A 23,990-nucleotide genomic window follows, 5' to 3' on the forward strand; every position below is an offset into this window, starting at 1 on the left:
CGGCAATCCTCTTCCGTCTCAGCGTGAGGCGACCAGCGGCCATAAGTCATCGGCGCCGCGGGCGGCGACGCGTTGGCCCAGCGCGACGGCCCATTGGCTTTCGGAGCCGAAATCGTCGCGCCAGGCCAGTGCGCGCAACGAGAAGCGATGCAGGATGTGCTCGGTGGTGAAGCCGATCGCGCCATGCACCTGGTGCGCGATCGCCGCACCCTTCTCGGCGGCTTCGGCGCAGCGGATCTTGGCGGAGGCAGCCTCGAGGAAGATGGCGTCATCGAACGCATCAGCGCGCGCGATCGCATCGGCCGCAGAGGTCGCAGCTGCGCTCGCCGCCGCGCTCTCGCCGGCGAGCCGCGCGAGATTGTGCTGCACCGCCTGGAATTTGCCGATCGGCTTCTCGAAGGCGACGCGCTCGCCGGCATAGCGGACGCTGATCTCGAGCAACTGATCCAGCGCGCCGGCGATCTGCAGGCCGCGCACGACGCCGCCCATCAGCATCAGGCGATCCTGATCGAAGCCGACCGGTGCGGGCTTGATCGCGAGCGGCACGGCCTTGTCGAAGGTGACTGAGTCGCTGGGATCATTGGCGAGCGACAGACCCGCATCGATGCGCAACCCGGCTGCTTCGACCAGGGCGATCGAGACGCCGTCTCCGCCATCAGCGACGACGGCGATGTGCTTTGCGCGTGTCGCGAACGGCACGCCGCGCACGCGGCCGGATAATGTGCCGTCGGCGTTGAGCGTGATCCTATCCTTCGGACGCGCCGGCGCGATCGTCATGGCGTCCGCGGGCGAGGCAATGCCGGCCTGCTGCAGCAGCCAGCCGGCCAGCAGCGTCTCGGCGAGCGGGACCGGCAAGGCGAAGCGGCCGGCGGAGTTGATCACGGCAAAGCCGTCGGCGAGATCGGTGCCGGCGCCGCCGAGCTCCTCGGCGACCCAGGCCAGCGGCAGGCCGGCCTCGCTCAGCGCCGTCCACAGCGGCTCTGCCCAGCGTCCGTCCTTGTCGTGATTGATGGTCTGCGGGTCGGCGAGATCGGCGAAGATCTTCTCCGCGGTCGCAACCACGATGTTCTCAGCGTCCGCCACGGCGTTCCTCGTCCTGATCGCTCTGCCTCGCGCGCCGCAGCTGCGTGGCGCGCCGGATGTTTGCACAGCATGATGAGCGCATGCGCTGGTCATGACAAGCGCCGGCGTCGCAACGCCATGTTCATCCGTCGCATGGGGTGCCACCGATTTCCACGCTGCGGAGATTGGCGCGGGCGCCCGCGCGACCGATTTGCAGGCTGCGCGAACTTGGCTAAGAAGATCGAAAGGCGAGAACAGGGAGAGACGGGAATGCCGACCAAGGGTCTTTGCGCGATCGTGACGGGTTCGGCCTCCGGTCTCGGGGCTGCGACCGCGCTGCTGCTGGCCAAGGCCGGCATGCGCATCGTCGTCAACTACGCCAACAGCAAAACCGAAGCCGAGCAGACGGCTGACCTGTGCCGCAAGGAGGGCGTCGAGGTGATCGTCGTGCAGGGCGACGTGTCGCGTGACGAGGACTGCAAGACAATCGTCGCGGCCGCCGCGCCGTGGGGCCGGCTCGATGTGCTGGTCAACAATGCCGGCACGACCAAGCACGTGCCGCATGATCAGCTCGACGGGCTCTCGGCCGAGGACTTCCAGCGCATCTACGCGGTCAACACTATCGGCCCGTTCCAGATGATCCGCGCCGCGCGGCCGCTGCTCGAAGCCGCCGCCAAGGACGCCGTGCGCGCCTCCGCCGTGGTCAACGTGTCGTCGGTGGCCGGCATCAGCGGCGTCGGCTCGTCGATCGCCTATGCCGCCAGCAAGGGCGCTCTCAACACCATGACCTTGTCGCTGTCGCGCGCGCTCGCGCCGTCGATCCGCGTCAACACGGTATGCCCCGGCTATATCGATACGCCCTGGTTCACCAAGGGCCGCGGCGAGGCCGGCGCCAAGCAGGTGCGCGATGCCGTGGTGGCGCGGGTGCCGCTGCGCACGGCCTCATCGGCCGAGGACATCGCACAGCTCGTCACGTTTCTCGCCAGCCCCGCATCAGGGCAGATGACCGGCGAGGTCGTGCGCATGGACGCGGGAATGCATTTGTTGGGGTGAGAACGGTGCCTCGCGCTGACCAGCGGCGAAGCAAGCCGGACCTTTCAATTGGCCCTGGATTGCTTTGCTGCGCTCGCAATGACGGGGTGACGGCGGTGGAAGCCAATTGTCCGCCGGGGGTAAGCAACAGTCTCCGAGATGCTTCTCACAGCGTCTCTCCGGCGATGCTGTGAGTCACGCGCGCACTCTCCATCCGCGGCATTGCGAGCGAAGCAATCCAGGGCCCAGCAAGGACTCTGGATTGCGTCGTTTCGCTTGCAACAGAGGGAGTAGCCGCGGCTACCTGTTGAAGTCGCGAATCGTGCCGCTGGCGACCAGCCGGTTCCAGATGAACAGCACCACCACCGCGCCGATCGTGGCGGTGATGAAGCCCGCGCCCTGGTTGGGCCCGTAATGGCCGATCGCCTGTCCGACCGCGGTGGCGAGGAAGGCCCCGACGATGCCGAGCACGGTGGTCAGGATGAATCCGGACGGATTGTTCGGACCCGGCGACAACAGCCGCGCCAGCAGGCCGGCGACGAAGCCAACGATCAAAATATAGATCATGCGATCATCCTTGCCTGAAGGTCGCGCTCAGATCCGGCCCGCCAGCTCGTGCTCGGTCGGCAGTCGCCCGTCCGGCGTCAGCTGATCGATCACCTTCGGCAGATACTGGCTCAATCCGTTGAGCAGCTCGTCGCGCGACAGGCCGCTCTGTGCGGACATCTGGTCCAGCTGGTCGGCGCCCAGCGCATTGGCGAGATCGCCGGGAGAGATCGGCTTGTTCTCGCCGGGGCTGACCCATGAGTTCGCGGTGTCGCCATGGCCCTTCTCCTGGAACTGGCGGAGCAGATCACCGAGTCCGCCGGACAGCACGCTGCCGGCGGCACCGCCTGCGAGCAGCCCGCCGAGGCCGCCGGCGAGGATGTTCCCAAGACCGCCGCCAAGACCTCCGCCAAGCCCTCCACCAAGCGCGCCACCCAACGCACCGCCGAGGGGGCCGCCCTGCGGCGCCGGCTGCGGCGGCGGAACGGGCGTTGGCGCTGCGTTCGGTTGCTGGCTGTTCTGCGAGAAGTGCTTCACGGCTTTCCACGCGAGCAGCGCGAGGATCGCCATCGTCATCGGCGACATGCCGCCGTTTTTCTCAGTGGTCGGGTGAGACGGCCCGTGCGGGCCGTTCTGCATGCCGTTGAGGATATCGAGTAGACCCATGTGACTGCCTCCTGCGCCCCACGCGGCTCAAGCTATGGGCTTGCCTGGGGCGTGACAAGCGGCGGGCAGTCGCAAGCCGCGCGTGCGAGTGCCGCCGTGCTGCACCACTCGGCGCAGCATGTTCTGACATCATGGGGATGACGGTCGGATGAACAGGCGCGGCAGGCTTGGCCAACGCGTGGCTCGGCGCGGCTTAGTGCGACTTAGTGCGACCTAGTTCTTGGCGTCCGCCCGCTTCGGCGACTTCGCGGTGGGTGCCGTGGCGGTCTGGCTCGGGCCGGTGAACATCCGCTTCAGCTCGTCGAGCTTCTCGGACAGGACGGGAAAGTTGCACGAGAAGGAATCGCGGCGGCCGCCGTCCTTGGCGCATTGCGCCGCCTTGATGCGTGCCCGCGTCTCGGCGGTGGCGCCGGGCGGCGGCGTCTGGCCGGGCTGCGCTGTTGCGCCGGGAGGCTTGGCCGGGCGCGGCAGCGGCGGCGGAGCCGGCATGGCCGGCTTCGGCGGCTCGATCGCAGCGCGGGCGGTCATCTCCTTGAGCGTCGGTGACTGCAGGCCCTGCGGCTGCGGCCGCGGCATCATCGCCGAGCTCATATTGGCGTGACGCTGCCGCTCGAGATATTGCGTGTATTGCTGGTCGATGAACTTCTGCTCTTCCGGCGTCGGGTTGGGCCCGGCGATGTCGAAGCTGCGGTCCTGCATGAAGTCGTAATAGACGTAGCCGCCGCCGACCTTCCGCCTGCCGGCAAATTTGGCGTTGCACTGCGCCAGCGCCGCGGTCTTCTCTTCCTTGGTGGCGGATTTCTCGGCCGCGTCGGCGCATTCCTCGAAATCGGAGGGAGAACGGCTCCACCACTCGGCATGCGCGCGTTGAGGTTGCATGGCGGGCAGGCAGGTGATTGCTGCAAAGACCAATACTGGCAGATGGGGTCGGTACACGAACGGCAATCCTCAGCGTCTCCTCGCCTCAGATGACTGCAGATTGTCGCCATTTTGCGGCGAGGTGTGACTCCAATGCTGCGTAAATTGCGAATTTCTTCTTTGTTTGCCGTGGTTCCGTGATCCCATTGCCACAGTCTGAGGGCGCCTGAGGGGCGCCCGACCGTCAAACAGCCCTTAGCTGTGGCGCCCTTGCGATACGCGGCATGATCTTACCATTTTTCTCCCGCCGTAGTTGACGAATCTAATCTTGACGATGGAAAGATTTGCGTTGACTGACGTCTGGTTCCGACGTACGGTCAATCTTGACAATGGCAAGATCGATCGTCACCGCAGAGCGCGCGGAGGAGGGTGTCATGAGAGTATTCCTCACGGTGAAACTGGCGCTGCTGCCCTTTGTCGTGTTCTGGGTGCTGCTCGCGTGGAACCAGCCGGCATGGGCGGTGTGGTCCGCCCTCGCGATTGCGCTGGCCGGCAATCTCTGGCGGGCCTCCCGCGGCGAGCTCGCGCTGCTCGAGGTCGGCGGCCTCGTGCTGTTCGTGCTGCTGGCGATCGCCAACGACGTCGCGCCGAACTGGACGATGGCCAATGCGCTGTGGCTGTCCTTTGCGGCGCTCGGCCTGGTCAGCTTCGCCTCGCTCGCCGTGGGCAGGCCGTGGACCGCGGATTACTCCCGATCGGCTTATGCCGACAGTGCCGCGACGCCGCAGTTCCATCTCATCAACATGCTGATGACCGGGCTGTGGGGCGTGCTCTTCGTCGTGCTCGGCCTGTGCCGCTGGGCCGGCGTGTCGTCCTGGCTCACGACCGCCATCGTCGTGGCCGGTGCGCTGATCTCGATCTTCGGTCCGCGCTTCGCGATCCGCCAGGCCCTGCAGCGCATGCGGCAGTCGCGCGAGGGGTATCATTGGCCGGCGCCGGCCTTCGCTGCCACCGACGGCTTGGATTGCGATGTCGCGGTAATCGGCGCGGGGATCGGCGGCCTCACCGCTGCCGCCTTGCTCGCGGAAGCCGGGCTGAAGGTGAAGGTGTTCGACCATCACGTCGTGCCCGGCGGCTTCTGCCACAGCTATCTGCGCAAGGCGCATCACGACAACAAGCCGGTGCTGTACCGCTTCGATGCCGGCCCGCATGATTTCTCCGGCGTCTGGCCCGGCGGTCCGGTCGAGAGCGTGCTGCGCCGGCTCGGCGTCGCCGACCGCGTTCAATGGAAGCGCGTCACCCATTCCTACCATCTCGCCGGCCGCCGCATCGACGTGCCCGAGGATTGGCGCGCCTATGTCCGCCAGCTCTGCGAGATGTTTCCGGCCAGCGCGGACGGGCTCGTCAAGCTGTTCGACACGATCCACGCCATCTTCGAGAGCATGTATGCGACCGGCCACGGCCGCAGCGGCATTCCCGGCATGCCCGCAACGATCGAGGAGATGCTGGCCTTTCCGCGCAAGCATCCGCACGCCTTCCGCTGGATGAACCGGCCGTTCGACGAGCTGGTCGCAGCCCATGTCTCTGATCCCGCACTGATCGCCATGCTCAATGCGCTCACCGGCTATCTCGGTGACGGCAGCGAGAAGCTCAGCTGCGCGCAGATGGTCCCGATCTTCGGCTATTACTTCAAGGGCGGCTTCTATCCGGTCGGCGGCTCCGGCCATCTCGCGGACGTGCTGGCGGATGCGATCACCTCCCGTGGCGGCGAGGTGCAGCTGAAATCCAAGGTCACGCGCATCCTGGTCGAACAGGGCCGCGCCACCGGCGTCGCGCTCGGCAATGGCCGAACCATCCGCGCGCAGGCTGTCGTGTCCAACGCCGATCTCGGCCGCACCTTCACCGAGCTTCTCGCGCCCGACGATCTGCCGGCCGCCTTCCGCGCCCGCGCCCAGGACATCGCGCCGGCCAATCCTGCTTCTCGGTGCATCTCGGCCTGGACTTCGTCCCGGACGTCGCGCCCGCGACCCATCTCGACACGCCGATGGGCATCGGCCTTGCCGTCATGTCCAAGCTCGATCCGTCAGCCGCGCCGGAGGGACACGCGACGATGACCATCATCACCCTGGTTTCGCACGACGAGGCGAAGGGCTGGTTCTCCGGAGAGGAGGGCGGCGACGACTGGAAGGCTTGGCGCCGGTCGAAGGAGTACGAGACGCGCAAGCAGCAGCTCGGCGATGCCATGATCGCGGCCGCCGAAACCATCATTCCCGGCCTGGCGCAGCACATCGTCTACCGGACCGACGCCAGCCCCGTGACCTATGCGCGCTATGACCTCGCCAACGCCGGCTCAATCTATGGCGTGGCCCGCGCGGGCCGGCTGAAGGGCGCCAAGGCGCCGCTGCGCAATCTCGTCATCGCCGGCGGCGGCAATGCAGGCGCAGGCGTCGAGGCCGTGGTGATCTCGGGCGCGGAGGCCGCCGAGGCGCTGCTGCCGGGCCTGTTGGCGCGCCAGCCGGCACCGGCTGAGCAGCCGCAGCCCGAGCTGGCCGTCGCGTAAATACGCGACGCGCCCTCAGGGCGTATAGAGATAGCGCAGCAGGGTGCGGCCGACCGTCTCCAGGCTCTGCGCCGAGCATTGCTCGATCGTGTCCTGCGTGGTGTTGAAATAGGGCTCGTAGTCGAAGTCGATGACTAGGAAGCTCGGAATGCCCGCCTGTTGCAAGGCGGTGTGGTCGTCGCTGATCGGATAGGCGGTGGGCTCCGGCGAGAACGCCTGCGGCGCGATCTGGCTGCCGATGCCCCAGAACTTCTTCACCTCGGGCAGCGCCGAATGCAGCGACGACGGCTCCGGCTGCAGCTTGAGATCCTTGTCGCAGACCATGTCGAAATCGACCGCCTTCTCCGGCTTCTGCACCGGATAATAGGTCTTCAGATTGGCCGCGAAATGCGGCGAGCCCAGCGCGCGCCAGGTAGGATCGCCCGCGCCGAGCGATTTCGGGCCTTCCTCGCCATCGAAGAAGATGAAGTCGATGCCGATATCCGGCTTGCCCGAGAGCGACAGCACGCGCGCGGTCTCCAGCAGCAGCGCCACGGCGGACGCCGAGTTGTTGGCGCCGGGCATCGGAGCATCAGGCGATTTCGGATCGCGATAGGCCTTGATGATGCTGTCGTAATGCGTTGCGACGATGATCCGGCGCGGGTTCTGCGCCTGGAAGCGGGCGATGATGTTGGTGAGCGGGATCGCCTTGCCGTCGTCGCCCTTCGCGGTGAAGCTCTGCGTCAGCACGGCCTCGGCCGCGCTCTTGGCCATCGCTGCCTTGATGTAGTCGATGGTCTTCTGGTGGCCCGGCTCGCCCATCGAGCGCGGGGTGAATTTCAGGAGATCGGCGATGTGGCCAAGCGCGCGCTGGCCGTCCCACAGCTCGATCTGGGCCTCCACCGCCCGCGCGGGCAGCGAGGTCAGCAGCAACGCGGCCGTTGCCGCAGTCGCGGCGAGGCGAGGCCAGAACTCGGTCATGCGCAAAGCTCTTCGATGATTGATATCAGGACGTCTTCTTGCCGAACGGAATGAACAGGATGCCGGCGCAAGCGGCGAGCGCGACGGCGAAATAATAGGTGATCGCGCGCGAGCCGATGGTGGGGATCAGCGTGAAGGTCGTGACCAGCGTCCCGACGACATTGCCGATGGTCGAGACGCCATACACCAGACCCGCGACGCGGCCGGCCTCGCCGGCCGAGCGGGTCAAGAGGCTGACCGCGATCGGCGAGAACGTGCCGAGCAGGGTCAGCGGCACCAGCAGCAGCGCGGTCGCCGCCATCAAGGTCGCCATCGGACCATCGCCGAGACTGTCGAGAATGTCCGCCATCACGGTATCCGCCGTCGCCGGCACCAGCGCCATATAGGCCGCCGCGACCAGGATCATCGTGCCGATGGTGCGCGTCGTCGGCTGGCGGTCGACGATGGCGCTGCCGGCGAAATAGCCGATCGCGAGCGCGCACAGCACGGTCGAGATCAGGCTCGCCCAGGCGCCGATGCCGCTGCCGAAATACGGGTTGAGATAACGGCTGCCGAGCATCTCGAAGCCCATCAGCACGCAGCCGACGAGAAACGAGCAGATATAAATCGCCAGCATGCCGGCGCGGGACACCTGCTCGCTCATGGCAGTTTCTTGTTGTGGCGTTCGATGCTCTTCAGCGCTTCCACCGGCGCGAAGTCGTCGGTCAGGATCTTGGCCTTGGCGTCGATCACCTGGCCGTTGTCGATGTCGATCCGCTTGCGCTGCGCCAGCATGTCGGCAAGCTTGTAGCGGAAGCCGTATTCCTTGTCGCGCTCCTGCGCGATCCCGGCGAGATCCTCGGCCTTCTGCTCGTCGCCGGGATAGGCGACCATGACGATGTTGCCGCCGGCCTCGTAGAAGTCGACCTGCGGGAACACGCTGTGGATGGTCTTCACGGCGGCGTCGAACAGCATGGTGGAGGGCTCGACGTTCTGCGCCACCACGCCGCCCTCGGCGAGATGATCCTTGACCAGCTGGTAGAATTCGCGGGTCAGGAGGTGGAACGGCACGAACGGCCCGCGATAGGCATCGATCAGGATGATGTCGTAGCGCTCTTTCGATTCCTGCACGAACAGCCGTCCGTCGCGGTTGGCGACGTGGAAGTTCGGCTCCTCCTTGATGCCGAAATATTTCTTGGCGAGCTCCAGCACCGTCGGGTCGAGCTCGACCGACGTCACCTGCACCTTGGGCAGGAAGCGGTGCAGGTACCAGGCGGTACGGCCGCCGCCGAACCCGATCTCCAGGATCGAGCTGACAGTCTTGGCGTACATCACGCTCGCGGTCATGAAGCGGGTATAGTCGACCGGCAGATCGAGCTCGTCACGGGTGTTGTAGACGCTCTCGGTATAGATGCGCCGGTTGTGACCGAACGTCATGCTGCGGTAAGGCGCCTGCTCATAGACATAGATGTTGTTGTAGAGCGACTCCTTGGACTCCAGCAGATTGCGGGTGTCCTGCGCCTGCGCGGACGCCAGCGAGAGGAGAGCAGCGAGCGCGCCTGAAATGACCGACCGGATGAGCATCGAACTGTCTGTTTCCCTCGGCTTGAAAAATGGAGCGGGCGCGCCTGGCTCGGCGGCGTCGTGGCGCGGGACGGCCGTCCCTCGGTCACGAGCCGCGCTCAGGCACGACCAATACGGCGATCCCGAGGCCGGTTCCGCATCGGCGCCGTTCTCTTAGACCATCGGCTGCCTGCCGGATAGTCAAACCGGCCCGGCCAACGGGGCTGTGATCGGCCGGCTGCGGCCGGTCTTCTGTTCCCGCTGCGGGGGTTTTATGATGAACCCGGCACGGCAGCGGCGTGCCGCATCGATCCGAGGGAGCCATGATGGGGTTGAAGGGGGCGCTGATCGCGTGTTTCGCGCTGATCGGTGGGCTGGCATGGGCCCAGGACGAGACCGCCCCGAACCGGCGGCCGGTCTCGGTCGTGGCCGACGAGCGGATCACGGTCGGCGATGGCGGCGTTCTGCCGCTTTATGTTTCCCGGCCCTGGACCCAGCCGCAGCCCGACATTACGCGTGCCGTGCTGGTCCTCCACGGCCGGCTGCGCAACGCCGACGTCTATTACAAAACGGCGATCAAGGCCCGCGATGCCGCCGGCACGGCCGGAACGACGACGTTGCTGGTCGTGCCGCAATTCCTCGCCGAGCTCGATGTCGACAAGCATCGGCTGCCGCCCGAGACCCTGCGCTGGACGCTCGAGGGCTGGCAGGGCGGCGATGCCGCCATCGCGCCGCAGGCCGTCTCCTCGTTCGCAGCCTTGGACGCGATCCTCGCGCGCTTGGCCGATCGCTCGCTGTTCCCGGCCCTGAGCGAGGTCGTGATCGCCGGCCATTCCGGCGGTGGCCAGGTGGTGCAGCGCTATGCGATCGCCGGCCATGGCGAGGCGGCGCTGACGCAGCGGCAGGTCGCGGTGCGCTATGTCGTCGCCAATCCCTCGTCCTATGCCTATTTCTCCGCCGAGCGGCCGGAGGCCGCGATCGCCGCGACCTGTCCGGGCTTCGACCGCTGGAAATACGGCATGGCCGACCGGCCGCCCTATCTGGCGACGCCGACTTCAGCCGAGCTCGAGAGCGCCTATGTCGCCCGCCGCGTGATCTATCTGCTCGGCACCCGTGACACCGATCCGAACCACCCCGCGTTGGACAAGAGCTGCATGGCCGAAACACAGGGGCCGACCCGCTATGTGCGCGGCCATTCCTATGCCACGGCCATGGCCGCGCGCGATGGCGGCACCCCGAACCATCGGCTTTGGGACGTCGCCGGCGTCGGCCACAATGGCGACCGGATGTTCACCTCATCCTGCGGGCTCAAGGCGCTGTTCGATGTCCCCGGATGTGACACGGCGCCTTGATCCCCGTGGCCGGCGATGCGCCCGGGGAGAGGCTTCCGATCCCGGGCCGGGTCTGCTATGGAGGCGGCGAAGCAGATGCACGTCGGTGCAGGCTCCGGTCCCGTAGCTCAGCTGGATAGAGCGGCGGTTTCCTAAACCGTAGGTCGCATGTTCGAGTCATGCCGGGATCGCCATTCTGCCGCAAACGTCGCGCGGCATTCATCCATCCGTGATCATCAGGTCAAAATGCGCCGGCGCGCGTGATGCCGCGCCAGGTCTCGCCTGAATTGGCCGTTCCGCACGTTGAAGCTTGCATCCGAACGCGAGACGTGGGGACATCATGGGGGCTGTGGCTGTCGACCAGCTGCTGATGGAGGCGGCCGAGCATTACAATGCGGGGCGGGCCGGACCGGCGCAGGCTCTCTGTGGTGGCATTCTCAGGTCCGAGCCGGATCATCTGCCGGCGCTGCATTTGTCCGCGATTCTCGCCTTCAGCGACGGACGGATGGCCGATGGCGCCGCGCTGCTGGCGCGTCTCTTCGCCCAGGATCCCCACCATGCGCCGGCCTATGTGACGCTCGGCGATGCGCTGGCGGTCAAGGGCGAGCATGCCGGCGCGGCGGATGCGTTCGCGCGGGCCGCGGCGCTGCGGCCGCGGGATGCCGACATTCACAGCAGGCTCGGCAGCGCGCTGCTCGCGCTGTCGCGCTTGGCCGAGGCCGAGGCCGCCTATCGCCAGGCTCTCGCGCTCGATCCCGGGCTGCTGCGCGCGCGCTGGAATCTGGCGCTCGCGCTGGCGAGGCAGGGTCGGCTCGACGAGGCCGAAGCCGCCTATCGCGCGCTGCTCGACCGCGATCCCTGTTATCCCGATGCATGGCGCGCGCTGGCGCAGCTCCTGGCCGATCAGGCGAGGGATGCGGCGGCGGTGCCGGCCTATCAGCAGGCGCTGGCCGCGCGGCCTGATGATGCCGGCCTCCATCACGGCCTCGGCGACGTGCTCTACAGGCAGCGCCTTTTCATGGAGGCCGTGAGCCATTATCGCCGCGCCGCCGGGCTCGCGCCCGATGACGTCCATGCCGCGCGGATGCTCGGGCATGCCCTGCACGAGGCTGGGCGTCCGGCCGAGGCCGTCGAGGCCTATCGCCGCGCGGCGCTGCTCGATCCGACCGACGTCGTCGTGCTCAGCAATCTCGGCGCCTGCCTGTGCGGCATCGGCCAGCTCGACCCGGCGATGGCGGCGTGTGAGCATGCGCTGGCGTTGCAGCCGGATCATGCGCCGGCCCACACCAATCTCGGCATTATTCATGAGAAGCGTGGCGAGATCGATGAGGCCGTCGCCGCGCATCGCCGCGCGGTCACCGCCGATCCCGCTTATGCCAAGGGCTACGCCAATCTCGCGGTGGCCTTGCGCAATGCCGGCGACATCGATGCCGCGCTGGCGGCCTCGCATCAGGCGGTCGCGCTCGCGCCCGACGATGCGCTGGCGCGCTACAACCACGCGCATTTCCTGCTGATGTGCGGTGATCTCGCGAGCGGCTTTGCCGAGCATCGCTGGGGCCGCGACTGCCCTGAGCTGTCAGCGGGCATGCCGCGCTTCGATGCGCCGGAATGGCAGGGCGAGCCACTCGATGGCCGCACGCTGCTGCTGTTTGCCGAATACGGCATCGGCGATGCGCTGCAATTCGTCCGTTACGTAGACCGCGTCAAGACGATGGGCGGCGCCATCGTGCTGCAGGTGCAGCCGGCGATCGCAGCGCTGCTGCACGGTTTCGATGGCGTGACGGTCGTCGCCCGCGGCGAGCCATTGCCGCGGTTCGACCTGCAGCTGCCGCTGATGGATCTGCCGCGCATCTTCGGCACGACGCTCGAGAGGATTCCAAGCGACGTGCCTTATCTCGCCGCCGATCCGGTCAAGGTTGCCGCCTGGCGCAACGTGCTCCGCCGCGCGCCCGGGCTCAAGGTCGGCGTGGTCTGGGCCGGCAATCCCAGGCACAAGGGCGACCGCCAGCGCTCGCTGGCGGCGGAGGCGGTGCTGCCGCGGCTGGTGATGCCGGGTGTGCAACTCTATTCGCTGCAGAAGGAGCCGCGGCCCGCCGACGCGCCCACGCTGCTCGATCTCGGCACCGATGTCATCGACCTCGCGCCGCTGCTGAAGGATTTCGCCGAGACCGCGGCCGCCGTCGCGGCGCTCGATCTCGTCATCTCCGTCGATACGTCAGTGGCGCATCTCGCCGGCGCACTGGCGCGGCCGGTCTGGGTGCTGTTGCCCTACGCCCTCGACTGGCGCTGGCTGCGCGACCGCGAGGATACGCCGTGGTACCCGACCATGCGGCTGTTGAGACAGGAGAGGCCGATGGCCTGGGACGGCGTGCTGGCCCGGGCGGCCGAGCAGCTCGCGCGCGTGGCGGCAGGTGAGCGCGGACTGCTTTTGCCAAACGCGTCTGCGTCGTAACCGACGCTCGATCCACGCTCTCCGCTGTCGTCCCGGCCTTGAGCCGGGACCCATAACCACAGGCCGTTATTTGGCGAAGATCGACGCTCAGCTTGCCCTTCATAAAGATCACGCGCTATGGGTCCTGGCGCGGAGGCCGGGACGACAGCGGTGGGTGTCGCGCGAGCTCGGCCACGTTGGTCACGACACGGCCGCTGCTTGCTCCGCCAGCAACTCCCGCACCCGCGGCACCACCACCTGGCCATACAGCTCGATGCTGCGCATCAGCTTGGCATGCGGCAGCGGCCCCGCCGAGTATTTCAGCTGAAACCGCGACAGGCCGAGCGCCTTGATCGTCGTGGCGATCTTCTGCGCCACCGTCTCCGGCGAGCCGACATAGAGCGAGCCGTGATCGGCCTCCTGCACGAACTCGTCACGGCCCATCGGCGGCCAGCCGCGCTCGCGGCCGATGCGGTCGCGCATGGTCTTGTAGTCCGGCCACAGCTCCTCGCGCGCCTGCGCGTCGGTGTCGGCGACATAGCCGGGGGAATGCACGCCGATCGGATTCATCGCGCGGCCGAACTGCTTGATGGCCCGATGATAGAGATCGACATAGGGCGCGAACCGCGTGGGATCGCCGCCGATGATCGCCAGCATCAAGGGTAGCTCGTAATGCGCGGCGCGCACCACCGATTCAGGGCTGCCGCCGACGCCGATCCAGGCCTTGAGACGGCCATGCTCGACCGGCGGATAGACCAGTTGCTCGCGCAGCGGCGGGCGCAGGTTGCCCTGCCAGGTCAGCGGCTGCTGCGGCAGCAGGCTGACGAACAGATCGAGCTTCTCCTCGAACAGCGCCTCGTAATCCTTGAGGTCGAAGCCGAACAGCGGAAAGGATTCGGTGAAGGAGCCGCGGCCGAGGATGACCTCGGCGCGGCCGTTCGACACCGCGTCGAGCGTCGAGAAGCGCTGGAACACGCGGATCGGATCGTCCGAGCTCAGCACCGTCACCGCCGAGCCCAGCCTGATCTTCGTGGTGCGCGCCGCGATCGCCGCCAGCGCCACCTCCGGCGCCGAGATCGCGAAATCGCCGCGATGGTGCTCGCCGAGCCCGATGAAGTCGATCCCGAGCTGATCGGCCAGGACAGCCTCCTCGACCACGTCGCGGATCACCTGGGCATGCGGCGCGGTCGCGCCGTCCGTGCCGCGGGTGACGTCGCCGAAGGTATCCAGGCCGAATTCGAGTGCTGCGGTCATGTGCCATTCCATTGCGTCGCGCCGTCATACGGCGTCCCGGTGTCAGCTGGAAGGGGCGGAACCGGATTGCAAGCAGGCGATGGCGAAACACAGGGTTTCGCTGTTGCTGCAGCGCCAACCGCCGATGCGGCGGGTGGCTCTGTCTCTCGTGGCACGTCATGCCCGGGCTTGTCCCGGGCATCCACGTCTTGCTCAGCACGCCGAACGACGTGGATGGCCGGGACAAGCCCGGCCATGACGGATGAGAGAGCGGGGCACAAGCACCTATATCCATCCGGACAGAGAAACTTCAAAGATTCATCTTTCGTTTTTCCGAAAACTATGCTCTACTGCGCGTATCCCGCCTCATCGATGAGGGGCGTACGCGCGGTCGTCACGAGACGCGAGGCGGGGATGCGGTGGCCGTGGCGGGTCGCAGCGTGACGCAAGTCGCGCCGACGAACGATCCGCTGCGGACGGTCAAGCCGTGTGGTCCTGGCCTCCCGACGCTGAGGCCAAGCCGGTGGTGTGATCCATCGGCGACGGGGGCAAGACAGCCGGTCCCCGGGGAGAGCTCGGAGCAGCCGTAAGCCCATCGCGCAGGGAATGCCGGATTGTCGGCTGAACCTGTGGTACCTGCCGCCTGCATTTTTTTCCGCAGGCGGGCCATGGGTTGCGGCCAGCACCCGGCATTCCCTGCGCCCTCATCTTTATCGAGGGTGTTCCATCCAGCCGAACTCGGGCGCATCAGGCCGCGAGAATGCGAGCGCTTGTCTGCAGCTGACACGAGGCCGCGTGCGCCTCTTGCGCGGTCATGCCATGTCAAAAAATGGGCGTGTGGGCCGGCTGCGCATCACCTAGGCTCGACGGAGTTCGTCAGACGGGATCACGCGCATGGTGGCAGACAGCGACTATCAAATCTACGAGGCGGGCGATGTCGTGCTTCAGTCGGGCGCGACGTTCCCGTCGCTGCGCCTCGCCTACAAGACCTACGGCACCCTGAATGCCGCCAAGGACAACGTCATCCTCTATCCGACCTCGTTCGGCGCCCAGCACACCGACATCGAATGGCTGATCGGACCCGGCGGCATTCTCGACTCCGACAAATACTTCATCATCATCCCGAACCTGTTCGGCAACGGCCTGTCGTCGTCGCCCTCGAACACGCCGGTCGGTGAGACGCCGTTCCCGGCGATCAGCTATCACGACGCCATCGCGGTCCAGCGCCGGCTCCTGGAGGAGCAGTTCGGCATCCAGAAGATCGCGCTGGTCTATGGCTGGTCGATGGGCGGCATGCAGGCCTATCACTGGGCGGCGCTCCACCCGGACATGGTCGAGCGCGCCGCCGTCGTCTGCGGCAGCGCGCGCTGCTCGCCTTACAATCATCTGTTCCTCGATGCCGTGAAAGCCGCGCTGATCGCCGACCCCGCGTACCGCAACGGCCGCTTCGTGGAGAAGCCGGTGGCCGGGCTGCGCGCCATGGGCCGCATCTATGCGGGATGGGCGATGTCCTACGAGTTCTATCGCGACGAGGTCTGGCGCGAGCAGGGTTTTGGCTCGCAGGAGGACTATCTCGCCGCCACCTGGGACACCGCCTTCGCGCATCGCGACGCCAATAATCTGCTGACGCAGATCGCGATCTGGCAGGGCGGCGACATCAGCAACTGCGCGGCGTTCTCGGGCGATCTCGATCGGGCGCTGTCGGCCATCACTGCGCACATGCTGCTGATGCCCGGGCAGACCGACCGCTATTTCGACTGGCGCGACAATGAGCGCGAGCTGCCGAAGCTGGTCCATGCGCGCTCCGCCGCGTTGCGGCCGATCCCCTCGGTCCATGGCCACCGCGCCGGCAATCCAGTCCGCATCCCCGCCGATCGCGACTTCATCAAAGCCCAAATGTCGTCCCTTCTCCAAAGCTGAGTTCAATATGACCGACGTGCCCACCGACGAATTCGCGCCGCGCCCGAAGCTGCTGACACCGCCGGTGTTGCAGCAGCTCTGCACGCGCTCCAACCTCAAGGGCGCGCTGCGCACGCTCAGCCATTACGGCGCGATCATCGCCATGGGAGCGCTGATCGCAGCGATCACCTCGACGCAGGGTGTGTTGTGGGCACTGCCCTTGCTGCCGGTGCAGGGTGTGCTGATCGCCTTCCTGTTCATGGCGGTGCACGAGACGGCGCACAAGACCGCGTTCGACAGCCGCCGGCTGAACGTCGCGGTCGGCAATCTCTCCGGCTTCCTGATCGGGCTGCCCTACGAATATTACTGCCTGTTCCACTGGGAGCATCACCGCCACACCCAGGATCCCCAGCGCGATCCCGAACTGATCGTCGGCCCCAAGCCGCGCTCGGAAACGCAGCTCGCGATTGCCTATTCCGGGCTGGTCCAGGTCGCCGGCCGTCTCAGGCTGGTGCTGAAGCATGCCGTGACGGGCGAGGTGACCGTGCCCTGGGTGCCCGCCGGCCGCCGCCCGATCATCGTGCGCGAGGCGCGTCTCTACGTCGCCGGCTACGCGCTGCTGCTGCTCGCCTCGCTGGCGCTGCACAGCGCGTTGCTGCTGTGGGTCTGGGTGCTGCCGCTACTCTTGGGGCAACTGATTCTGCGCCCCTATCTCTACGCCGAGCACACCGGCTGCGATCACACGAAAAGCGCCTTCCACAACACCCGCACCACCTTCACCACGCAATTCGTGCACTGGCTCGCCTGGAACATGCCGTATCACGTCGAGCACCACGCCTATCCCGCCGTGCCGTTCCACGCGCTGCCGAAGCTGCATGAGATCGTGGATGGCGAGATCAAGTATCGCGGCGAAGGGTATGTTGCGGTGACACGGCAGACCTGGGCGTGGTTTCGCGCGCACTTTGACGGAGCGAAGCCCTGAAGCAAATGAGTTCGCGCTCAAGCCATCGCCACGCAGACGGTGTACCCTCTCCCCCAAGGCGAAGCAATAGCTTCGCCAGGGTGGGAGAGGGTGGCTTTCATGCGCAGCATGAAAGCCGGGTGAGGGGTTGCCACGAACTCAGGCCTGAATTTGGGGCGACCCCTCACCCGAGTGAGTTTGTGATTACCAGCTGTGTAGCCCTCTCCCACAAGGGGAGAGGGCACAGTCATTGGCACCGTAGGAACACTTCTGAGCCTGCGTTAGCTCACCGCCACCGCTCGCGCATCCGCGCACCCAGATCAATCCGTGGCCCCGAGCTCGCATACGCCGCGCCCGCCTGCACCTTCGGCCAGCTCACACGGTCGAACAATTGCACCAGCGCCTCCGGAATGAAGCGCGTGCGCGAGGCGTAGACATGACGATCGCCGCGCACGGGCTGGCCATGGACGAAGAAGCGCTGCGGCACCAGCAGATGCAGATCGTCCTTGGCGCGGGTCATGGCGACATAGAGCAGCCGGCGCTCCTCCTCCAATTCGGCATTGGAGCCGGCGCCGAGATCGGACGGCATGCAGCCGTCGACGACGTTGAGCACATGCACCGCAGTCCACTCCATGCCCTTGGCGGAATGGATGGTCGAGAGAATCAGATAGTCCTCGTCCAGCAGCGGCACACCGGCCTGATCGGAGGTCGCGTCGGGCGGGTCGAGCGTCAGCTCGGTGAGGAAGCGCTCGCGCGACGGATAGCCGCTGGCGATCTGCTCGAGCTGCAGCAAATCGGCGCTGCGCACCTCGGCATCCTCGTGCACGCGCTCGAGATGCGGCTGATACCACTGCCTGACGCGCTCGATGTCGGCAGGCCAGTCGGAGACCCGCAACTGTTCGAGCGTATGCACGAACGCCGCCCAATCGTCGCCGGCGCGCGCCGGCGCCGCTTGTGCGCACAACGCACCGATCGGATCGGCGCTGTCACTGATCGCATCGAGCAGCCGCTGCGCCGACGCCGGACCGATGCCCGGAATCAGATGCAGCACGCGGAAGCCGGCGATGCGATCGCGCGGATTCTCGATGAAGCGCAGGCAGGCCAGCATGTCCTTGACATGCGCGGCATCGAGAAACTTCAGCCCGCCGAACTTCACGAACGGAATGTTGCGTCGCGTCAGCTCGATCTCCAGCGGCCCGCTATGCGAGGACGTCCGGAACAGCACCGCCTGCTGCTTCAGCACGATGCCTTCCTCGCGCTTGGCCAGCACCTGCTCGACGATGTAGCGCGCCTGGTCGGCCTCGTCGCGCACCGTCACCAGCTGCGGCTTGCGCGACGCAATGCGGTCGGTCCACAGATTCTTGGTGAAGCGCTCGCGCGCCAGCCCGATCACCGCATTGGCGGCGGACAGGATCGGCTGGGTCGAGCGGTAGTTGCGGTCCAGCGTCACGATATCGGCGCGCGGATTGAACTGATCGGGAAATTCCAGAATGTTGCGCACGGTCGCGGCGCGGAACGCGTAGATCGACTGGGCATCGTCGCCGACCACGGTGAGGCCGGCGCCGTCAGGCTTCAGGCCGAGCAGGATCTGCGATTGCAGCCGGTTCGTGTCCTGATACTCATCGACCAGCACGTGATCGAAGCGCTCGCCGATCTCGCGGGCGATGATCTCATCCGCCATCATTTGCGCCCAGTAGAGCAGCAGATCGTCGTAGTCGAGCACGGCATTGGCCTGCTTGGCCTCGACATAGGCCGCGAACAGGCCTTTCAGCTCGCCGGCCCATTCCGCGCACCAGGGAAAATGTCGCACCAGCGCTTCATCCAGCGGCATGTCGGCATTCACGCAGCGCGAGTAGATCGCAAGGCAGGTTCCCTTGGTCGGAAAGCGCCGCTGCGTGTTGGACAGGCCGCGCTCGTGCCGCACCAGATTCATCAGGTCGGCGGAATCCTCGCGATCATGGATCGTGAACACGGGATCGAGGCCGATGCGCTCGGCGTATTCGCGCAGCATCCGCGCGCCCAGGCCGTGAAACGTGCCCGCCCATGTCAGCCCCGACGTGATCGCCTCGGCCTGGCTGCCCAGCACTTTTCGCGCGATGCGCTCGACGCGCCGGCTCATTTCGCTCGCCGCGCGGCGCGAGAAGGTCATCAGCAGGATGCGGCGCGGATCGGCGCCGTTGACCAGCAGATGCGCGACGCGATGCGCCAGCGTGTTGGTCTTGCCGGAGCCCGCACCCGCAATGATCAGCAGTGGCGGTCCCGGTGCGGCCAACGCACCGCCATGCTCGACGGCGCGGCGCTGCTCCGGATTGAGATCGTCGAGATATGTCGCGGCCGCTGCCTGCACGAATCGCCCCTCAGCATCAGAGATTCCGCGATTTGCGCCATGTGCGCAACGACATGGCCCACTTGCGGCAGCGTTTTACATGATTCGCAATCGGTCTTTTTTGCCACGGTTGCCCACAGAGCGTCCGCCAGCCGCTTGCGCTGGGCGTTGCGGACTCCTATCCAATCAGCCCCGTCACGAATCTCGGAAGAACACCGTGTCGAATTTTGCCTCCATCATCGCTGCTGAGCTCTCCGTCAGGGACGCCCAGGTCCAGGCCGCGATCGACCTGCTCGACGGCGGCGCGACCGTTCCGTTCATCGCGCGCTACCGCAAGGAAGCGACGGGCATGCTCGATGATACGCAGCTGCGTACCTTGGAGGAGCGCCTGCGGTACCTGCGCGAGATGGATGCACGCCGCACCGCGATCATCGAGAGCATCAAGTCGCAGGGCAAGATGACGCCGGAGATCGAGCTGGCGCTGGCGACCGCCGACACCAAGGCGCGTCTGGAAGATATCTATTTGCCGTTCAAGGAAAAGCGCCGCACCAAGGCGCAGATCGCCAAGGAAGCCGGGCTCGAGCCGCTCGCCGACATGCTGATCGGCGATCCCATGAAGAACCCCGAGGAGGAGGCGAAGGCCTTCATCAAGAAGGACGGCGACAATCCGGTCAAGGACGTCAAGGCTGCGCTCGACGGTGCGCGCGCGATCCTGGTCGAGCGCTTCGCCGAGCACGCCGATCTCGTCGGCTCGCTGCGCGAGGAGATGTGGACCCGCGGCGCCGTCAAGTCGACGGTGCGCCACGGCAAGAAGACCGAAGGAGCCAAGTTCGCCGACTACTTCGATTTCTCCGAGCCGTTCACCAAGCTGCCCTCGCATCGCATTCTGGCCATGCTGCGCGGCGAGAAGGAAGAGATCCTGCAGCTCGATTTCGGCGACGGCGAGCCGGAGGATTCGAAGGATCCGTCGCTGTATGAGAACCGCATCGCGGTGACCTTCGGCATCTCGCGCCAGGGTCGTCCGGCAGATCAGTTCCTGTCCGACTCCGTGCGCTGGGCCTGGCGCACGCGCATCAAGACCTCGCTCGCGCTCGATGTCCGCATGCGGCTGTGGCAGGAGGCCGAGAAGGAGGCGGTTCGCGTGTTCGCCGCGAACCTGCGCGATCTCCTGCTCGCGGCGCCCGCCGGCGGACGCGCCACGCTGGGCCTCGATCCGGGCTTCCGCACCGGCGTGAAGGTCGCGGTCATCGACCGCACCGGCAAGTTCGTCGATCACGCCACGATCTATCCGCACGAGCCGCAGCGGCAGTGGAACGAGAGCATGCTGACCTTGGCGCAGCTCTGCATCAAGCACCGCATCGAGCTGGTCGCGATCGGCAACGGCACGGCGTCGCGCGAGACCGAGAAGCTGGTCACCGACCTGATGAAGCTGAAGCCGGACCTCAAGCTGACCAAGGCCATCGTGTCGGAGGCCGGCGCGTCGGTGTACTCGGCCTCGGAATTCGCCGCCAAGGAATTCCCCAATCTCGACGTCTCGATCCGCGGCGCGGTCTCGATCGCGCGCCGCCTGCAGGATCCGCTCGGCGAGCTGGTGAAAGTGCCGCCGGCCTCGATCGGCGTCGGCCAGTATCAGCATGATCTCAATCAGTATGAGCTGGCCCGTGCGCTCGATGCCACCGTCGAGGACTGCGTGAACGCGGTCGGCGTCGATCTCAACACCGCCTCCGCACCGCTGCTCGCGCGCGTGTCCGGCATCGGCGAGACCTTGGCACAGAACATCGTCGCGCATCGCGATGCCAACGGTCCGTTCCCGACGCGCGACAAGCTCAAGGACGTGCCGCGGCTGGGACCGAAGGCGTTCGAGCAGTGCGCGGGCTTCCTGCGCATCCGCGACGGTGACAATCCGCTCGATGCCTCCGGCGTGCATCCCGAATCCTATCCGGTCGTGAAGAAGATCCTCGAGGCGACCAAGAGCGACATCAACGTGCTGATCGGCGAGACCAAGACCTTGAAGGCGCTCAATCCGGCGAAATTCGCCGACGAGCGCTTTGGCGTGCCGACCGTCACCGACATCATCAAGGAGCTGGAGAAGCCGGGCCGCGATCCGCGACCGGAGTTCAAGACCGCGACCTTCCAGGAAGGCGTCGAGAAGATCACTGACCTCAAGCCCGGCATGATCCTCGAGGCGACCGTCACCAACGTCGCCGCGTTCGGCGCCTTCGCCGATATCGGCGTGCACCAGGACGGCCTGATCCACATCTCGGCGATGTCCGAGAAGCGCATCAACGATCCGCGCGAGGTGGTGAAGCCGGGCCAGGTCGTGAAGGTCAAGGTGCTCGACGTCGACGTGCCGCGCCAGCGCATCTCGCTGACCTTGCGGCTGTCCGATCCGCTGCCCGCCAAGGGCGAGAAGCGCACCAGCGCGCGGCCGCCGGCTGCGGCGCGCATGACCACGCGCGAGGAGAAGCCGTCGGGCGGCGGCGCCTTCGCCGCGGCGCTGGCGAAAGCCCAGGAGCGCCGCAAGGGCGCGTGAGGCGCTGTGCTCCGTTTCGGAGACAACGCGCCGCGGCATGGTGTCCATTCCGCGGCGCTGAACTAAAAAGTCCGTCTCGACTTCCGTCTCGACTTGGCCATGCTTATCTCCTCCGGCGAGCGTTGTCTGAGGGCGAGGGATGGCGAACCGCACCGTGATCATTGCCGGGGCCACCGGCCTCGTCGGCCGTGAGCTTTTGCGCGGCCTACTCGCCGATCCCTCAGTGGACCATGTCCACGTCTTAGGCCGCCGCTCGCCGCCTGTGGTTTCACCGAAGCTGACAGCCCATGTCGTCGACTTCGCCGCGCTGCCCTCTTTACCTGCTGCTGATGAGCTCTATCTGGCGCTCGGCACGACCATCAAGGTCGCCGGCAGCCAGGCCGCCTTTCGGGCCGTCGATCACGACGCCAACCTCGCCGTCGCCAAGGCCGCGCTCGCGAGCGGCGTCAAACGCGTCGGGCTGGTCAGCGCCATGGGCGCCGACGCCAAGTCGCGCATCTTCTACAGCCGCGTGAAGGGCGAACTGGAAAACGATCTGGCCGCGCTGCCGTTCGCCGGACTCGTGATCGCGCGGCCATCGCTGCTGGTCGGCCCGCGAGAGGAACTTGGACAGCCGGCCAGGCCGGGCGAGGAATGGGGCAACAGGCTCAACCAACTAATCGGCTTTCTCATTCCGCCGAACTACAAGCCTATCCCCGCCGCCGACGTTGCGCAGGCGCTGGTGTCCACCGTTCCTGCCGCTGTCGGTACTCAGGTTCTTCTATCTGGCGCGATGCGTCGATAATTGGTGCGCCACTCTTGCGGCCTCGGATCGTCGCTTCTATTTATCAGAAATTCGAGATTGACTCAGGCGGTCCTGATGATCGCCAGGAAGGCCGTAGTTTTACGGGGAGCGGCTTCCGGCGAGTGTTAGTTCTCCTATCAAACAGATCCTGCTGATTAACCTATGATATTCGATGAGTTGAGGAATCGGCGCGTGCTCGCTTTTAACACCTTAACCATATCTGCCTGCTACCACTGCGGTGAGAACAACGAGCTCGGGATCTCATGCGCAGACAGCTTCGAGATGTTTTTGTTGCGGGACTGATGGCAGCGGCATTGCTCGGCTCGCATCCAGCGGCGGCATCGCCTCGCATGGTCTCGCTGGTGTTCAACTCGCAACCGCAGAACCCGCAGCAGATCGGGTCGGACGAGTTCCGGACGAAGCTTCAGGCGCTGGCGGGCAAGAAGCTGATCATCGATGAGCGCGCCGGCAATTCGTTCGGCAGCGAGGCGGCGGTCCTTGCGGCGACGCGAACGGGCGCAGTTGACATCGCGGTGGTTTCCGGCGGCATCGCCAGCGCGGTCGTTCCCGAGCTTGGTGTGTTCGACATTCCCTTCCTGTTTCGCGACACTGCCCACGCCAAGGCCGTCGCGACCGGCCCCGTCGCAGCTACGATCGGTGCGAAATTCGCCGACAAGGGACTGGTGCTGCTCGCCCTCGGTAAACAGGGCTTCCGCAACCTGACCAATTCGAAGCGCCCGGTGCGGACCGTCGACGACGTCAAGGGGCTTAAGATCCGCGTCATCCCCAATCCGGTCTATCAGATGACCTTCAAGGCGATGGGCGCCGAGGTTCTGCCGATGGACTTCCCATTGGTCTATGCCGCGCTCAAGGACGGGCGCCTCGACGGCCAGGAGAATCCGGTGGCGACCATCGCCGCCAACCGGTTCGAGGAAGTTCAGAAGTACCTCACTCTGACCGGCCATTTCTTCGCGCCGATCGCGTTCGTCGCCAATCGCGCGACGTTCGAGCAGCTCGACGCAAGCGAGCGCGACGCGCTGATCACGGCCGCCCAAGCCGCCGCAGAAGTGACGTGGCAGGCGCAGCTCGACGCCGAGAAGCTCGCCGACCTGCGCAAGGGCGGCATGGATGTGATCGAGACCTTCGATCGCAAGACCTTCGTCGATGCGGTCAAGCCGCTCGACCCCGAATTCGAGAAGCGCTTCGGCAAGGAGCTGCTCGCCACCATCAGGTCCACGCCGTGAACCAGCCAGGTCATTCCATGAA

17 protein-coding genes, 1 tRNA gene and 1 pseudogene are annotated in these 23,990 nt (G+C 66.3%); 10 read left to right on the forward strand and 9 right to left on the reverse strand.

From position 1 onward, the window contains the following. Positions 1–18: 18 nt before the first annotated feature. Positions 19–1,083: an acyl-CoA dehydrogenase family protein gene (locus BRAD285_RS00540; protein WP_006613678.1), complete on the reverse strand. Its 1,065-nt coding sequence runs from the start codon at positions 1,081–1,083 to the stop codon at positions 19–21. A gap of 249 nt (positions 1,084–1,332) precedes the next feature. On the opposite strand from BRAD285_RS00540, the gene BRAD285_RS00545 reads away from it, so the two are divergent. Further along, positions 1,333–2,115 (forward strand): SDR family NAD(P)-dependent oxidoreductase, encoded by a 783-nt coding sequence (locus BRAD285_RS00545; protein ID WP_006613679.1) that lies wholly within the window; start codon positions 1,333–1,335, stop codon positions 2,113–2,115. Positions 2,116–2,394: 279 nt separating this feature from the next. Here the strand turns inward: BRAD285_RS00545 and BRAD285_RS00550 are convergent, their stop codons facing one another. The 3 genes from BRAD285_RS00550 to BRAD285_RS00560 all read right to left on the reverse strand — a co-directional run bounded on the left by BRAD285_RS00550 (position 2,395) and on the right by BRAD285_RS00560 (position 4,185). Next, positions 2,395–2,661, reverse strand: a complete 267-nt coding sequence (locus BRAD285_RS00550) for a GlsB/YeaQ/YmgE family stress response membrane protein (protein ID WP_006613680.1) — start codon at positions 2,659–2,661, stop codon at positions 2,395–2,397. 27 nt (positions 2,662–2,688) lie between these two features. Further along, positions 2,689–3,306, reverse strand: a complete 618-nt coding sequence (locus BRAD285_RS00555) for a YidB family protein (RefSeq protein WP_006613681.1) — start codon at positions 3,304–3,306, stop codon at positions 2,689–2,691. Positions 3,307–3,519: 213 nt separating this feature from the next. Beyond that, the gene (locus BRAD285_RS00560; RefSeq protein ID WP_139020671.1) at positions 3,520–4,185 is read right to left on the reverse strand and encodes a hypothetical protein; all 666 of its coding nucleotides are present in this window, start codon (positions 4,183–4,185) and stop codon (positions 3,520–3,522) included. Between the two features lie 413 nt (positions 4,186–4,598). Here BRAD285_RS00560 and BRAD285_RS00565 point away from each other — a divergent pair. Next, positions 4,599–6,724 (forward strand): annotated as a pseudogene (locus BRAD285_RS00565) (FAD-dependent oxidoreductase). Positions 6,725–6,739: 15 nt separating this feature from the next. Here the strand turns inward: BRAD285_RS00565 and BRAD285_RS00570 are convergent. From BRAD285_RS00570 to BRAD285_RS00580, 3 genes are read right to left on the reverse strand one after another with little or no spacing between them, the layout of a single operon-like run. Beyond that, positions 6,740–7,684 carry a M28 family peptidase gene (locus BRAD285_RS00570; RefSeq protein ID WP_035647744.1) on the reverse strand — a complete coding sequence of 315 codons (945 nt, stop codon included), beginning with the start codon at positions 7,682–7,684 and terminating at the stop codon, positions 6,740–6,742. A gap of 25 nt (positions 7,685–7,709) precedes the next feature. Beyond that, positions 7,710–8,327: a fused MFS/spermidine synthase gene (locus BRAD285_RS00575; RefSeq protein ID WP_006613686.1), complete on the reverse strand. Its 618-nt coding sequence runs from the start codon at positions 8,325–8,327 to the stop codon at positions 7,710–7,712. Further along, complete coding sequence (locus BRAD285_RS00580) at positions 8,324–9,247, reverse strand: spermidine synthase (RefSeq protein ID WP_006613687.1); 924 nt, start codon at positions 9,245–9,247, stop codon at positions 8,324–8,326. The genes BRAD285_RS00575 and BRAD285_RS00580 overlap by 4 nt, the downstream gene beginning before the upstream one ends. Before the next feature lie 302 nt (positions 9,248–9,549). On the opposite strand from BRAD285_RS00580, the gene BRAD285_RS00585 reads away from it, so the two are divergent. From BRAD285_RS00585 to BRAD285_RS00595, 3 genes are all read left to right on the forward strand, one after another. Continuing rightward, a complete protein-coding gene (locus BRAD285_RS00585; RefSeq protein WP_050886928.1) occupies positions 9,550–10,578 on the forward strand; it encodes a hypothetical protein in 1,029 nt (342 codons plus the stop codon). 96 nt (positions 10,579–10,674) lie between these two features. Further along, positions 10,675–10,751, forward strand: a tRNA-Arg gene (locus BRAD285_RS00590). Between the two features lie 146 nt (positions 10,752–10,897). Next, the gene (locus BRAD285_RS00595; protein ID WP_035647746.1) at positions 10,898–13,009 is read left to right on the forward strand and encodes a tetratricopeptide repeat protein; all 2,112 of its coding nucleotides are present in this window, start codon (positions 10,898–10,900) and stop codon (positions 13,007–13,009) included. Between the two features lie 180 nt (positions 13,010–13,189). Here BRAD285_RS00595 and BRAD285_RS00600 read toward each other — a convergent pair whose 3' ends face one another. Next, positions 13,190–14,242 (reverse strand): LLM class flavin-dependent oxidoreductase, encoded by a 1,053-nt coding sequence (locus tag BRAD285_RS00600; RefSeq protein WP_006613690.1) that lies wholly within the window; start codon positions 14,240–14,242, stop codon positions 13,190–13,192. An 873-nt stretch (positions 14,243–15,115) separates the two neighbouring features. Between BRAD285_RS00600 and BRAD285_RS00610 the strand changes: the two genes are divergently transcribed. Next, the gene (locus BRAD285_RS00610) at positions 15,116–16,141 is read left to right on the forward strand and encodes an alpha/beta fold hydrolase (RefSeq protein ID WP_006613264.1); all 1,026 of its coding nucleotides are present in this window, start codon (positions 15,116–15,118) and stop codon (positions 16,139–16,141) included. A gap of 7 nt (positions 16,142–16,148) precedes the next feature. Further along, positions 16,149–17,102, forward strand: a complete 954-nt coding sequence (locus BRAD285_RS00615) for a fatty acid desaturase (protein ID WP_172889726.1) — start codon at positions 16,149–16,151, stop codon at positions 17,100–17,102. A 265-nt stretch (positions 17,103–17,367) separates the two neighbouring features. Here BRAD285_RS00615 and BRAD285_RS00620 read toward each other — a convergent pair whose 3' ends face one another. Continuing rightward, complete coding sequence (locus tag BRAD285_RS00620) at positions 17,368–19,428, reverse strand: ATP-dependent helicase (RefSeq protein ID WP_006611701.1); 2,061 nt, start codon at positions 19,426–19,428, stop codon at positions 17,368–17,370. 196 nt (positions 19,429–19,624) lie between these two features. Here BRAD285_RS00620 and BRAD285_RS00625 point away from each other — a divergent pair, with 196 nt between their 5' ends. From BRAD285_RS00625 to BRAD285_RS00635, 3 genes are all read left to right on the forward strand, one after another. Further along, complete coding sequence (locus BRAD285_RS00625) at positions 19,625–21,940, forward strand: Tex family protein (protein WP_006611700.1); 2,316 nt, start codon at positions 19,625–19,627, stop codon at positions 21,938–21,940. Between the two features lie 139 nt (positions 21,941–22,079). Next, the gene (locus BRAD285_RS00630; protein ID WP_006611699.1) at positions 22,080–22,724 is read left to right on the forward strand and encodes an NAD(P)H-binding protein; all 645 of its coding nucleotides are present in this window, start codon (positions 22,080–22,082) and stop codon (positions 22,722–22,724) included. A gap of 263 nt (positions 22,725–22,987) precedes the next feature. Continuing rightward, positions 22,988–23,968, forward strand: a complete 981-nt coding sequence (locus tag BRAD285_RS00635) for a TRAP transporter substrate-binding protein (protein ID WP_006611698.1) — start codon at positions 22,988–22,990, stop codon at positions 23,966–23,968. Positions 23,969–23,990 lie beyond the last annotated feature (22 nt).

The sequence above is a fragment of the Bradyrhizobium sp. ORS 285 genome (assembly GCF_900176205.1).
Lineage (GTDB): Bacteria > Pseudomonadota > Alphaproteobacteria > Rhizobiales > Xanthobacteraceae > Bradyrhizobium.